Source organism: Streptomyces sp. TLI_105 (assembly GCF_900105415.1).
Taxonomy (GTDB): domain Bacteria; phylum Actinomycetota; class Actinomycetes; order Streptomycetales; family Streptomycetaceae; genus Streptomyces.
The window spans coordinates 7115514-7128445 of the sequence record NZ_FNSM01000001.1 but is presented as its reverse complement, the minus strand read 5'-3'; the positions used below and the strand labels follow the sequence as shown (position 1 = coordinate 7128445).

14 protein-coding genes are annotated in these 12932 nt (G+C 71.1%); 5 read left to right on the top strand and 9 right to left on the bottom strand.

The window, feature by feature from the left end; translation table 11 throughout:
• Positions 1 to 91 precede the first annotated feature (91 nt).
• The 3 genes from BLW86_RS32620 to BLW86_RS32610 all read right to left on the bottom strand — a co-directional run bounded on the left by BLW86_RS32620 (position 92) and on the right by BLW86_RS32610 (position 2125).
• Positions 92 to 886, bottom strand: a complete 795-nt coding sequence (locus BLW86_RS32620; protein WP_093877350.1) for an electron transfer flavoprotein subunit beta/FixA family protein — start codon at positions 884 to 886, stop codon at positions 92 to 94.
• A gap of 199 nt (positions 887 to 1085) precedes the next feature.
• Positions 1086 to 1616 (bottom strand): flavin reductase family protein, encoded by a 531-nt coding sequence (locus BLW86_RS32615; RefSeq protein WP_093878989.1) that lies wholly within the window; start codon positions 1614 to 1616, stop codon positions 1086 to 1088.
• Between the two features lie 197 nt (positions 1617 to 1813).
• A complete protein-coding gene (locus BLW86_RS32610; protein ID WP_030686007.1) occupies positions 1814 to 2125 on the bottom strand; it encodes a TlpA family protein disulfide reductase in 312 nt (103 codons plus the stop codon).
• Positions 2126 to 2348: 223 nt separating this feature from the next.
• On the opposite strand from BLW86_RS32610, the gene BLW86_RS32605 reads away from it, so the two are divergent.
• Complete coding sequence (locus BLW86_RS32605; RefSeq protein ID WP_093877349.1) at positions 2349 to 3071, top strand: lysophospholipid acyltransferase family protein; 723 nt, start codon at positions 2349 to 2351, stop codon at positions 3069 to 3071.
• A 31-nt stretch (positions 3072 to 3102) separates the two neighbouring features.
• On the opposite strand, the gene BLW86_RS32600 is transcribed toward BLW86_RS32605, so the two are convergent.
• From BLW86_RS32600 to BLW86_RS32580, 5 genes are all read right to left on the bottom strand, one after another.
• Entirely contained in the window at positions 3103 to 3702 is a 600-nt protein-coding gene (locus BLW86_RS32600) for a transglutaminase-like domain-containing protein (protein WP_093877348.1), read from the bottom strand.
• Between the two features lie 74 nt (positions 3703 to 3776).
• The gene (locus BLW86_RS32595) at positions 3777 to 4856 is read right to left on the bottom strand and encodes a threonine aldolase family protein (RefSeq protein WP_093877347.1); all 1080 of its coding nucleotides are present in this window, start codon (positions 4854 to 4856) and stop codon (positions 3777 to 3779) included.
• Positions 4853 to 5614 (bottom strand): SDR family NAD(P)-dependent oxidoreductase, encoded by a 762-nt coding sequence (locus BLW86_RS32590; RefSeq protein WP_093878988.1) that lies wholly within the window; start codon positions 5612 to 5614, stop codon positions 4853 to 4855. The genes BLW86_RS32595 and BLW86_RS32590 overlap by 4 nt, the downstream gene beginning before the upstream one ends.
• 35 nt (positions 5615 to 5649) lie before the next feature.
• A complete protein-coding gene (locus BLW86_RS32585) occupies positions 5650 to 7056 on the bottom strand; it encodes a DUF6421 family protein (protein ID WP_093877346.1) in 1407 nt (468 codons plus the stop codon).
• Between the two features lie 157 nt (positions 7057 to 7213).
• The gene (locus BLW86_RS32580; protein ID WP_093877345.1) at positions 7214 to 7765 is read right to left on the bottom strand and encodes a GNAT family N-acetyltransferase; all 552 of its coding nucleotides are present in this window, start codon (positions 7763 to 7765) and stop codon (positions 7214 to 7216) included.
• Positions 7766 to 7936: 171 nt separating this feature from the next.
• Here BLW86_RS32580 and BLW86_RS32575 point away from each other — a divergent pair, with 171 nt between their 5' ends.
• From BLW86_RS32575 to BLW86_RS32560, 4 genes are all read left to right on the top strand, one after another.
• A complete protein-coding gene (locus tag BLW86_RS32575) occupies positions 7937 to 8596 on the top strand; it encodes a DUF5134 domain-containing protein (RefSeq protein ID WP_093877344.1) in 660 nt (219 codons plus the stop codon).
• A 127-nt stretch (positions 8597 to 8723) separates the two neighbouring features.
• Positions 8724 to 9659 carry a M56 family metallopeptidase gene (locus BLW86_RS32570; RefSeq protein WP_093877343.1) on the top strand — a complete coding sequence of 312 codons (936 nt, stop codon included), beginning with the start codon at positions 8724 to 8726 and terminating at the stop codon, positions 9657 to 9659.
• 99 nt (positions 9660 to 9758) lie between these two features.
• Positions 9759 to 10457 carry a phosphatase PAP2 family protein gene (locus BLW86_RS32565; RefSeq protein WP_093877342.1) on the top strand — a complete coding sequence of 233 codons (699 nt, stop codon included), beginning with the start codon at positions 9759 to 9761 and terminating at the stop codon, positions 10455 to 10457.
• 129 nt (positions 10458 to 10586) lie between these two features.
• On the top strand, positions 10587 to 11258 hold the full coding sequence (locus BLW86_RS32560; protein WP_093877341.1) for a TetR/AcrR family transcriptional regulator: 672 nt from the start codon (positions 10587 to 10589) through the stop codon (positions 11256 to 11258).
• Here BLW86_RS32560 and BLW86_RS32555 read toward each other — a convergent pair.
• Positions 11237 to 12775, bottom strand: a complete 1539-nt coding sequence (locus BLW86_RS32555; RefSeq protein WP_093877340.1) for an LVIVD repeat-containing protein — start codon at positions 12773 to 12775, stop codon at positions 11237 to 11239. The genes BLW86_RS32560 and BLW86_RS32555 overlap by 22 nt on opposite strands.
• Positions 12776 to 12932: the final 157 nt, after the last annotated feature.

Below are 12932 nucleotides of genomic sequence, written 5' to 3'. Positions count from 1 at the left end.
AGAAACGGGGACGGCCTGAGGGGACGGCGCGGCTCGCGCGAGCCTTAGATGCTGTGTTGACCCGGGGGGGCGACCCCCGGACCCCCAGCAGCTAGATGAACTTCTGGCTCGCGAGGAACTCGGCCAGCTGCTTGCCGCCCTCGCCCTCGTCCTTGACGATCGTGCCGGCGGTGCGGGCCGGACGCTCGGCGGCGGAGTCGACCGCGGTCCACGCGCCCTCCAGGCCGACCTCCTCGGCCTCGATGTCGAGGTCGGACAGGTCCAGGGACTGAACCGGCTTCTTCTTGGCGGCCATGATGCCCTTGAAGGACGGGTAGCGGGCCTCGCCCGACTGGTCCGTCACGGAGACGACGGCCGGGAGCGAGGCCTGGAGCTGCTCGGAGGCGGTGTCGCCGTCGCGGCGGCCGGTGACCTTGCCGTTGGGGCCACCCTCGATCTTGACCTCGGAGAGCAGCGTGACCTGCGGGACGCCCAGGCGCTCGGCCAGGATCGCGGGCAGGACGCCCATGGTGCCGTCGGTGGAGGCCATGCCGGCGATGACGACGTCGTAGCCGATCTTCTCGATCGCCTTGGCGAGCACCAGCGAGGTGCCCATGACGTCGGTGCCGTGCAGGTCGTCGTCCTCGACGTGGACGGCCTTGTCGGCGCCCATCGACAGCGCCTTGCGCAGCGCGTCCTTGGCGTCCTCGGGACCGACGGTGAGGACGGTGACCTCGGCCTCGTCGGCCTCCTCGGAGATCTGGAGCGCCTGCTCGACCGCGTACTCGTCGAGCTCCGACAGCAGGCCGTCGACGTCGTCGCGGTCCACCGTCAGGTCATCGGCGAAGTGCCGGTCGCCGGTGGCGTCGGGCACGTACTTCACACAGACAACGATCCTCAAGCTCACGCCGGCTCTCCTACTGCATCGTCATAACTGGGCTGCCTTGTTGCTCGCAGCATAGGCGCCTGAAGGGCGGGTTTCCGGTCGGGGCGCCGGACGCCCCGACCGAAATATTACTCGCCAGTACACCCAGTCCGTTACCAGTGAGCAAGCGCTCAGGCATGTGACCTTGCCAACGCGCGGAGAGCGGCGCGCACGGGAACCCTCAGTCGCGCAGCGCGTTGAAGCGGCCGTGGTGGTAGAGCAGCGGCCGGCCCGCCCCGTCCGGGTCCCCGGCGACCGCCTGCGCGATGACGATCCGGTGGTCCCCGGCGGGCACGCGGGCCACCACCCGGCAGACCAGCCAGGCGAGGACGCCGTCGAGGACCGGCACGCCCTCGGGGCCGACGCTCCAGCGGGTTCCCTCGCCGAAGCGGTCGGCGCCGCTGCGCGCGAAGGTGGCCGCGAGCTCCTGCTGGTGCTCGCCGAGTATGTGGACGCCGATGAACTCGGCCTCGGAGACCACGGGCCAGCTGGAGGAACCCGTGCCCACCCCGAAGGAGATCAGCGGGGGTTCGGCGGCGACGGAGTTGAGCGAGGTGGCGGTGAAGCCGACGGGCCGCTCGCCGTGCGCGGTGATGACCGCGACGCCTGCCGCGTGCCGGCGGAAGACCGAGCGGAGCAGATCGGGGGATGCCTGTCGGGGTGCGCCGATCGTGGGAACGACACCGAGTTGGAGGTCCGGCGAAACCGTCATGGAGTTGTCCTTCTGCGAGGGCGTCATGAGAGGGGTCCTGGGGTGGTCAGACACCCGGACAGCGCGCGCTCGCGTTGCGGGCCAGGTCCACGTGGGCCCGGCCGTAGAGAAGGAGTTCTATGGGCACTCCGTCAGGGTGACGATCGGTGGACGGTGCAGTCAAGTGCGTACCGGGATGTGGGAGAAGTGTCACGGCGTCAGACGGCCCGGCCGAGAGCGGCGATGACGTCCGCCCTGCGGGGCTGTCCGGCGGCCCTGCGGACGACGCGCCCGGCGGCGTCGAGGACGAGGACGGTGGGGGTGCGGGCGATGCCGAGCTCGCGCACGAGGTCGAGGCGCTCCTCGGCGTCGATCTCCACGTGTCCCACGCCCGGCACCATGGCGGCGACCTCGGCGAGGGTGCGGCGGGTGGCGCGGCAGGGCTGGCAGAAGGCCGTCGAGAACTGGACGAGGGTGGCCCTCTCCCCCAGTGCGGCGCCGAGCGCCTCCGGCCCCAGGACCTCGGTCATCCCACTCCCCTTCGCTCTCCCGTTCCCCAGGTGCAGCGTCGCACGGGGCCGATCGATTCCCGCCACGACCACCGCGAGTGACGAGAATCTCCCCGTACGAAGCCGTCTGGACTGGTCACGGGGCCCCACATGGGGCACGATCTGCCCAAAGCCGAAAACCTACGGCCGCGTAACTTCGCCGGGAGAACCCGCTCCTGGCACGTGAAGAAGAGGTTCCTCTCCGATGGCAGAACTCGTCTATCGACCGGTCATCGGCGCCGCTCTGACCATGTTCAAGGCGCTCGACCTGAAGATCGACACGCAGGGTTCGGAAAACATCCCGCGCACCGGCGGGGCGGTGCTCGTGAGCAACCACATCAGCTATCTGGACTTCATCTTCACCGGCCTCGCGGCCCTCCCCCAGAAGCGCCTGGTGCGCTTCATGGCGAAGGACTCGGTCTTCAAGCACAAGATCTCGGGACCGCTCATGCGCGGCATGAAGCACATCCCGGTGGACCGCGCCCAGGGCGAGCACGCCTACAAGCACGCCCTGGAGTCGCTGCGGGCCGGCGAGATCATCGGCGTCTTCCCCGAGGCGACCATCTCGCAGTCCTTCACGCTGAAGGGCTTCAAGACGGGCGCGGCGCGCCTGGCGCAGGAGGCGGGCGTCCCGCTGATCCCGATGGCGCTGTGGGGCACCCAGCGGCTGTGGACGAAGGGCCGGCCGCGGAACTTCAAGCGGAGCCACATCCCGGTGACCATCCGGGTCGGGGAGCCGGTCGAGGCCCCCGCCGACCAGTACGCGGGCGCGATCACGCGGCGGCTGCGCGAGCGCGTCCAGGAGCTCCTGGAGGCCGCGCAGCGCGCCTACCCGGTCCGCCCCAAGGACGCGGGCGACACCTGGTGGGTGCCCGCGCACCTCGGCGGTACGGCTCCGACGCCGGCCCAGGTCAAGGAAGCCGGCTGACGGAACCGTTTCTCCCCGGCGCCTCCGGAGGTCAGAGCTCCGTGGGCAGCGTCCGGTCGAGGTACGTGCGGTCCGGGGCGGCCTTCAGGGCGCCCAGGACGGCCGGGTGCGGCTCGGCGTACAGCTCCGGGTAGTCCACTTCGCCGAGCTCGGGCCGTACGGGCCAGGCCAGCCGCTCCTCCCCCAGCGAGAAGCGGGCGTCGACGCCCGGCTTGTTCCCCCGCGCGTCCTGGCGGGCCCAGGCGCTCTCGCCGGGCAGCAGGACGGCGACCAGGCCGTGGATCACCGGGTCCGAGCCGTCGTCCTCGGTGAGCCGCTGGTAGCAGAGGGCGGCGGGGATGCCACGGGCCCGCAGGAGCGCGGCGTACGCGAAGGACTTGGCGTAGCAGATGCCGGTGCGCTGCTCCAGGACGTCGGAGGCGCGCCGGGTGACGCGGGGATCGCCGGAGTCCATGGAGTGCGGGATGGTGTCGCGGACGTACACGAAGGCCGCTTCGGCGTATGAGTATGCGTCGGGGTGATCGTCGGCGAGGCGGTCGGACACTGCCCTGACGAGCGGGTGCTCATGGTCGACGGACTCGCTCGCCGCGAGGTACGCGTCGATGTCAGGGTTCTGCTGGATGAGTTCCATGCGGGATGACCCTATGAAGACGGCCGGACGGAGTCAATGACTTTCCGTCCGGCCGTATATTCATGCACTGAAGGCTAGCGAGCCAGCTCTTCCTTCAGCGCCTGGAGGAAGGCGTCCACGTCGTCCTCCGTGGTGTCGAAGGCGCACATCCAGCGGACATCGCCGGCGGCCTCGTCCCAGAAGTAGAAGCGGAAGCGTTCCTGCAGGCGCCGGCTCACCTCGTGCGGGAGGCGGGCGAAGACCGCGTTGGCCTGCACCGGGTAGAGGATCTCCACCCCGTCGAGCTCGCGCACGCCGGCGGCGAGGCGCTGGGCCATCGCGTTGGCGTGGCGGGCGTTGCGCAGCCACAGGTCCTTCGAGAGGAGGGCCTCCAGCTGCACCGACACGAAGCGCATCTTCGAGGCGAGCTGCATGGACATCTTGCGCAGGTGCTTCATGTGGCTGACCGCGTCGGGGTTGAGCACCACGACGGCCTCGCCGAAGAGCATGCCGTTCTTCGTGCCGCCGTACGAGATCACGTCCACGCCCACCGCGTTGGTGAACGCGCGCATGGGCACGTCCAGCGAGGCGGCCGCGTTGGCTATCCGGGCCCCGTCGAGGTGCACCTTCATGCCCTTGGCGTGGGCGTGCTCCACGATCGCGCGGATCTCCTCCACCGTGTAGACGGTGCCGAGCTCCGTGTTCTGGGTGATCGAGACGACCTGGGGCATCGCCCGGTGCTCGTCCTCCCAGCCCCAGGCCTGCCGGTCGATCAGCTCGGGGGTGAGCTTGCCGTCCGGGGTCGGGACGGTGAGCAGCTTGAGGCCGCCCATCCGCTCCGGCGCGCCGCCCTCGTCCACGTTGATGTGGGCGGTCTCGGCGCAGATCACGGCGCCCCAGCGGTCGGTGAGCGCCTGGAGGGCCGTCACGTTCGCCCCGGTCCCGTTGAAGACCGGGAAGGCTTCGGCGGTGGGGCCGAAGTGGCTGTGCATGATCCGCTGGAGGTGCTCGGTGTACTGGTCCTCGCCGTAGGCGACCTGGTGGCCGCCGTTGGCGAGGGCGAGGGCCGCGAGGACCTCGGGGTGGGCGCCGGCGTAGTTGTCGCTGGCGAAGCCCCGGACCGACGGGTCGTGGTGACGACGTGCGTCGGTCCTGGGGCCGAGTGCCGCGGTCACGGCTTGGGGGTCAGCCACAGACGCTGTCCATTCACTTCCTGGGCGGGCTTGTCCCAGAGCCCGGCGATCTCCTCGGCCAGGTCCTTGACGTCGGTGAAGCCCGCGAACTTCGCGTTGGGGCGTTCGGCGCGCATCGCGTCGTGCACCAATGCCTTGATCACCAGGATGGCAGCCGCCGCCTGGGGGCCCTCGTCGCCCCCCAGCTTGCGGAACGAGTCGGCCATGGCGAGGGTCCAGGCCTCGGCGGCCGCCTTGCCGGCGTTGTACGCGGCGTTGTTGGCGACCGGCTTGGACGCGCCGGACTGGCTGATCAGGGCGTACCGGCCGCGACCGCCGGCCCGCAGCAGCCCGTCGTGGAAGGCGAGCGAGGTGTGCTGGACGGTGCGGATCAGGAGCTTCTCCAGGAAGTCCCAGTCCGCGAGGTCGGTCTCGGCGAAGGAGGGCGCGCCGCGCCAGCCGCCGACGAGGTGGACCAGGCCGTCGATCCGGCCGAACTCCTTCTCGGTCTTCGCCGCCCAGTCGCGCGTGGCGTCCAGGTCGAGGAGGTCGACCGTGTCGCCGACGACCTTGGCCCCGCCGTGCGCGTAGCGGGCGGCGTCGACGGCCTCCGCGAGGCGCGCCGGGTCGGCGTCGGAGGCGACGACCGTGGCGCCCGCCTCGGCGAGACGCAGCAGCGTCGCGCGGCCGGCGGGACCGGCCGCGCCTGCGACCGCGATGACGGCGCCGTCGAGCGGCCCGCCGTTTCCGTTGGCGATCATGGGCGACGCCTCCTCGGTGCTCTCGGTGAGGTCGCTCACGCGGCGGCCCGCTCGGTGCTCGGGACGTCGGCGGCGGTGATCCCCTTGGTGTCGGCGATCACGCCCTTCAGCTTCTTGGCGAGGGCCTCAAAGAACATGCTGAGCGGAAACTCGTCCGGAAGCACGTCGTCGACGAGCTTGCGGGGCGGCAGGGAGAGGTCGAGGGCGTCGGGACCCTTGGCCCACTTCGATCCCGGGTGCGGGGCGAGGTAGGTGGAGACGAACTCGTACGCCTTGAACCAGTGGACCAGCTTCGGGCGGTCGATGCCCTCGCGGTAGAGGGTCTCGATCTCGGAGCAGAGGCGGTTGGTGACCTCGGGGGCGCGGTCCCAGTCGATCGTGAGGACGTTGTCCGTCCAGCGCACCACGTCGTTCTTGTGGAGGTACGCGAAGAGGAGCTGGCCGCCCAGACCGTCGTAGTTGCGGACGCGGTCGCCGGTGAGCGGGAAGCGGAACATCCGGTCGAAGAGGACGGCGTACTGCACGTCACGGCCGTGCCCGTTGCCCTCGGCCTCCAGCTTCACGGCCTCCTTGAAGGCGGTGAGGTCGCAGCGGAGCTCCTCCAGGCCGTACATCCAGAACGGCTGGCGCTGCTTGATCATGAAGGGGTCGAAGGGCAGGTCGCCGCGGCTGTGGGCGCGGTCGTGGACCAGGTCCCAGAGCGCGAAGGCCTGCTGGCAGCGGTTCTGGTCGCCGAGCATGACGGCGATGTCCTCGGGCAGCTTCACGCCGAGGGTGTCGACCGCGGCCTCGGTGACCTTGCGGAAGCGCGCGGCCTCGCGGTCACAGAAGATGCCGCCCCAGGTGAAGCGCTCCGGCACCTCGCGGACGGCGACGGTCTCCGGGAAGAGGACGGCCGAGTTGGTGTCGTACCCGGCGGTGAAGTCCTCGAAGGTGATGCCGCAGAAGCCCGGGTTGTCGTAGCGGGTGCGCTCCAGCTCGGAGAGCCACTCCGGCCAGACCATGCGGAGCACGACGGCCTCGAAGTTGCGGTCCAGGTTGCCGTTCTGCGTGTACATCGGGAAGAGCACGAGGTGCTGGAGCCCGTCGGCGCGGCCGGCGGCCGGGTGGAACTCCATGAGGGAGTCCAGGAAGTCCGGGACGGTGAAGCCGCTCTCGACCCACTTGCGCAGGTCCGCGACGAGGGCGCGGTGGTAGGCGCCGTCGTGCGGGACGAGCGGGGAGAGCTGCTCGACGGCCGCGACCAGGCGGCCCACGGTCAGCTCGACGAGCGCGCGGGCGGGGGCGCCCTCGGCGTCGAAGTCGATGGAGCCGTCCGTGGACTGCCAGGGACGGATCTCCTCCACGGCATTCTTGAGCTCGGCCCAGGCCGGGTGGTCGATCACACGGGATTCGGTGGATATCCCCCCACCGGTCACGTCCTGCACAAGAATTTCCGTCATGCCTCTTCCTCCACAGGAGAACCTTGCGTCAAGACAACGTAACCATTGACGCTTCGTTCCCACAAGGGGAGGCAAGAGAAATTATCCTGCGAGACCCCCCTGACGACAGAAGTTTTTCCTGTCCGCCAGGGTTGAAGCCACCCTTCCGCCGGAGGGATCAGCTCAGCGGCTTGATCAGCAGCTCGAACTCCAGGTCGTCCCGCTGGGGCAGCCCGAAGCGCTCGTCGCCGTAGGGGAAGGGGGTCATCCGGCCCGTGCGCCGGTAGCCGCGCCGCTCGTACCAGGCGATCAGCTCCTCACGGACGGAGATCACCGTCATGTGCATCTCCCGCACGTCCCACAGCTCACGCACCCGGCGCTCGGCCTCCGCGATGATCTGCTTGCCCAGACCCGCGCCCTGCAGCTCCGGGCGGACCGCGAACATGCCGAAGTAGGCGGCCTCGCCGCGGTGCTCCAGCTGACAGCAGGCGACCAGCTCGCCGTCCCGCTCCACGACCAGCAGCCGGCTGCCGGGGGTGGTGATGACGGCGGCCACGCCCTCGGGGTCGGTGCGCTGCCCCTGGAGGATGTCCGCCTCCGTCGTCCAGCCGCCCCGGCTGGCGTCGCCCCGGTAGGCCGACTCCACGAGCGGGACGAGTGCCGGGACGTCGTCGAGGACCGCTTCGCGGTAGCTGATCCGGCCGGTCTCCTGGGACGTGGCGGTGTCCATGTAACGGGGCTCCCCTCGGGCGCTGACGATCGGCGTGCGCGATCGTCCCGAGCCTAACGCGCGCCTCTTTCGCTCCCCTCGTACACCCGTGCGCGCCCGTGCGCCCGCGTGCGGCGCCGGGGAGGCGGGCATTCCTCCCTGGAGGGGACGGCATCGAGGGGGAGGTGTGCCGTGCACGGACCGGCTCTGTCCGGGTGGTTGCTGGTCGCGCTGTGCGCGGCGACGGGCGTGTACTGCCTGCTGCGGACGCGCGTCTGCGACGGCGAGGAGCGGCGGGCCGCGGTCGGCGAGGCGGTGATGGGGTTCGGGATGGCGGCCATGGCGCTGCCGGCCGCGGTCCTGACCCCGCCGGAGTGGGGCTGGACGCTGTACGCGGCGGTGTTCGGCGCGGCGACGCTGCACGGCCTCCTGGCGGTCCGGCACGGTGGTCACCATCTGCACCACCTGGTGGGCTCGCTCGCCATGGTCTACATGGCGGTGGCGATGGCGGCGCCCGGCGCGGCGGGGGCGCACGCGGGGCACGCGGCGGGGACGGCGGGCGGCATACCCGTGCTCACGGGCGGGCTCCTCCTCTATTACGTGGCGTACGTGCTCCGCTCGGGGGCCCGGCTCGTGCCGGTGGCGGCGACCGCCGGGAGCGGTACGGGCGCGGCCCGGACGACCGCCGGGAGCGGTACGGGCGCGGTCCGGACGACTTCCGGGAGCGGTACGGGCGCGGCCCGGACGACCTCCGGCGGCGGGGGGCGCGCCTGGGCGACCCGGCCGGAGCTGGCACATGCCTGCCGGCTCTCGATGGCGCTCGCGATGCTCGCGATGCTGGTGACCCTGTGAGACTCCCTGAGGACCTCACGGGATCCGGCCCGGCGGCAGCGGCTTCCGGCCAACCAAACCGTGGCGTACGTCACTTGCCGTCCGTGCCCATACCCCCGGCGAGTACCGCGCTCATAGGCTGACGCCCATGTGGGTCTCCCTCGCGCTGTTCCTGCTCGGCGTCCTGGCCGCCGTCGCGGCCCCCCGGCTGCTGTCCCGAGCCGACTGGGTGGAGCGAGAACCCGTGGTGGCCCTGTGGGTGTGGCAGTGCGTGGTGGCCGCGGTGCTGGTCAGCTTCGCGCTCTCCATGACGTTCAGCGCGTCCGCGGCGTGGAAGGCCGTGCGGGGGCAGGTCTTCGCGGGCGCGCCGCGCGCGGTGGTCGACGCGTACGAACTCGGGACGTCCGGGCCCTGGTCGGCGGTGCTCGCGGTGGTGCTGGCGGCCGGCGGCCTCTGGTCGGGGGCGATGCTGGGCCGGGAGATCGGCCGGGCCCGCGCCCGGCGCCGCCGACGCCGCTGCGACCTGCTCGTCCGCTCGCCCCTGCTGCCCGGGGAGCGCCCGGGCAGCGAGCGGCTCGTCGTCCTGGAGGGCGAGCGGGCGGACGCCTGGTGGATGGCCGGCTCCGCACCCCAGCTGGTCATCACGACGGCGGCGCTGCGGCGGTTGAAGGGGCGTCAGCTGGACGCGGTCCTGGCGCACGAGCAGGGCCACGCCCGGGCGCGGCACGACTGGCTGCTGCACTCCTCGGCGGCGCTGGCCGCCGGGTTCCCGGGGATCCCGGTCTTCGCGGCCTTCCGCGAGGAGATGCACCGCCTGGTGGAGCTGGCCGCCGACGACGTGGCCTCGCGCCGCTTCGGGCGGCTGACGATCGCGCTCGCACTGGTCGAACTCAACGAGGACCGGGGCGTCTTCGGCCCCGGCCCGGCGCACGACGCCGATCTGCCGCAGCGGGTGAACCGGCTGCTCACCGCGACCCCCCGCCTCACCGCCGGGCGCCGGCTCCGGCTGACGGCGGCCGCGTCCCTGGTGCCCGTGGTCCCCGTGCTCGTGGCCTTCGTCCCGGCGCTCAGCGCGCTGGGATAGCGGCCGGTGACGGCGCGCACGGCGGACGGGGTCCCGGCGGCGACGCGCACGGGCCGTGCGGAGGGCCGTGCGGGGCGGATCGTCGGGCAGGATCGGCGCATGCGCTCCTCCGCCGTGGTCTCCGGAGTCCTGGCCCTGGTCCTGCTCGTGCTCGTCACGGTGGGATGGTCGCCGCTGCTCTCCTTCGACCGTTCGGTCGCCGAGGCGCTCCACCGCAGCGCCCTCGCCCATCCCGGCTTCACCCAGGTCAACCGCATCCTGACGGACTGGGTGTGGGACCCGTGGACGATGCGTGCCCTGGCCGCGGCCGCCACGGTGGTGCTGTGGTGGCGGGGGGAGCGCCGGGCGGCCCTGTGGGTGGCGGGGACGAGCCTGCTGGCCGCCGGCTCCCAGCAGGCCGTCAAGGCGCTGGTGGGACGGGAGCGGCCGTACTGGGCCGAGCCCCTCGACTCGGCGCGGTACGCCGCCTTCCCGTCGGGCCACGCGATGACGGCGACGGTCACCTGCGGGCTGCTGCTGTGGATGCTCGCCCTGCACTGGCGGGACGAGTGGCGCGGCTGGGGCACCCTGGCGGGCGCGGCCGTCGTCTCGGTGCTCGGGGTGGGCTGGACGCGGGTCTACCTGGGCGTGCACTGGCCCTCGGACGTCGTGGAGGGCTGGCTGATCGGCTGGTGCTGGGTGGCCGCGGCGGTGCTCACGTACCGGTGGAACGAGCGGCGCGGAGCGGCACACCGCTCCCCCGGAGACGACGGCGGCGGTGCGGAGAGCGGCGGGAGCAGAATGGGAGAAAGACGATGAAGCCGTCTGTTCTGGACGATCCCCCGTGTCGCCCAGAACAGACGGCATCCCCGGCGGTATGCCACACGGGCATGCCGACGGGATGCGCCGAGTATATTGGCCGGCAGCCAGTCAACGCAGGAGTCCAGCATGTCCCCGCGTAGCCCATCGGTCAATGAAGAGCTTCGGCGCCGGTCGCGCGAGCGGATTCTCCAGGCCACCGTGGAGCTGATCGACGCCCATGGCTACGAGGCGACCACGCTCGGCGACATCGCGGAGCGGGCCGGTACGGCGCGGGGGCTGATCTCGTACTACTTCCCCGGCAAGCGGCAGCTGCTCCAGGCGGCGGTGCACCGGCTGATGCACCTCACCCTGGAGGAGGCGCTGGAGCGGGAGCCGCGCACGGAGGACGGCCGCGAGCGGCTGGCCCGCGCGATCGACGCGATCCTGGGGCTGGCGGTGAGCCGGCCCACGCTGATGCGGACCCACATGGCGGGCATCCTGCAGGCCGAGGGGTTCGTGCAGTGCCAGGAGCAGCAGCGCCTGGCCTTCCTGCTGCGGGACACGGTCGCGCGGTACGGCTCCACGGACGTGGACACGGACTATCCGCTGCTGCGCGCCCTGCTGATGGGCTCGGTGGTGGCGGTGTTGCTGCCGGGGGCTCCGATGCCGCTGGCACGCCTGCGGGCGGAGCTGTTCCAGCGGTACGGACTGGACTGGGAGGCGGGCGTGCCGCCGGGCGGGGGTCCGCCCGGCGGCACGCCGGCGCTCGGGTCGTCAGCCGGCCGTCACGACCGTGGTCAGTCGTCGAGGTCGAAGTAGTCCGGCTGGGTCTGGACGTTGAGCTGGTCCATCCGGATCCGCTTCGCCGGGTCCGTACGGCGGTCGGAGAGCTTCAGCACGTCGAAGCCCTTCGCGATGTCGTTCGAGTAGATGTGGCCGTTGTAGTAGTACGCGGACCAGGAACCGCCCGTCGACATGGTGGTGGCGGACAGCGGGCCGCGCTCGAAGTAGGCGATCTCCTTCGGGGCGGAGGAGTCGGTGAAGTCCCAGACGGAGACGCCGCCCTGGTACCAGGCCTGGACCATGAGGTCCTTGCCCTTGACCGGGATCAGCGAGCCGTTGTGGGCGACGCAGTTCTCGGTGTCGGCCTGGTGGCGCGGGATCTTGAAGTAGCTGCGGAAGACCAGCTTGCGCTTGTCGCCCTTGCCGACGATGTCGTAGATGCCGTCGGCGCCCCGGTTGGGGCCGACCTGGGCGTTGCAGGTGGCGGCGCCGCCGCCGCCCAGCTCGTCGGTGAAGACGACCTTGTTCGCCTTCTGGTTGAAGGTCGCGGAGTGCCAGAACGCGAAGTTGACGTTGTCCTGGACCTGGTCGATGACCCGCGGGTGCTCGGGGTCCTTGATGTCGAAGAGGATGCCGTCACCCATGCAGGCGCCGGCCGCGAGGTTCTCCGAAGGAAGCACGGTGATGTCGTGGCAGCCGGTGGTCTTGGAGACGCCCGGGTTGGTGGGCGCGCCCGGGTTGCCGCCGCCGTCCGGGCCCTCGCCCGGGAAGAGGACGGGGAAGTTGACGACCGCCGCCTGCTCGGGCGTCTTGCGGGGCACCTTGATGACGGAGATGCCGTCGTGCGGGGGCTGGCAGTCCGGGAAGGCGACGTTGGGCGAGTAGGAGGAGACGTAGATGTACACGTTCTTGCCCTTGGGCAGGATCGTGTGGGTGTGGGAACCGCAGTTGGTCTCGACGGCGGCGACGTACTTCGGGTTGGCGATGTCGCTGATGTCGAAGATCTTCATGCCCTCCCAGGACTCCTTGACCGAGGCGGGCTGCGTCGTGCTGGCGCACGAGTTGTCGCTCCGGGAGGAGTCGGTGGAGAGGAAGAGCAGGTTCCCGGAGACGGAGACGTCGTTCTGGGAGCCCGGGCAGAGGACCTGCGCGACGGTCTTCGGGGCCTTCGGGTCGCTGATGTCGAAGATCCGGAAGCCGTCGTAGTTGCCCGCGAAGGCGTACTTGCCCTGGAAGGCGAGGTCCGAGTTGAGGCCCTTGAGGGCGTCCTTGGGGACGTTGGCGAGGTGCTCGATGTTCTGGCTGTGGACGATCTCGTCCACGCCGGGTATCTCGCCGCTCTGGATGGCGGAGCGCGCCTCGGCGGCCTGCTGCGAGGAGATCGTGCCCTGTGCGGGGCCGGCGTCTCCGGGGTCGGGGGTGGCGGCCGCGGGGCCTGCCGCGAGCAGTGTGGCCAGCAGCCCGGCTGCGGCGGATGCCACACCCAGGCGTCTGAACCGGGCACGCGGGTCACGCGTGTCGGACGTGGTACGCGGGGTACGCAACGAAGTCACTCCGTCCTCCCTGGTATCCGTTCAGCTTTGAACGGGTGTTGCACCCCGGCAGTATCTTCCGTGGCGTGCACATCTCAACAGATGGCAACACAGCCGTAATGAAGGTTTTTGATCGGTCCCCCCGAGAAAAGTGCTAGGAACGGTCACTGTCCCCGCA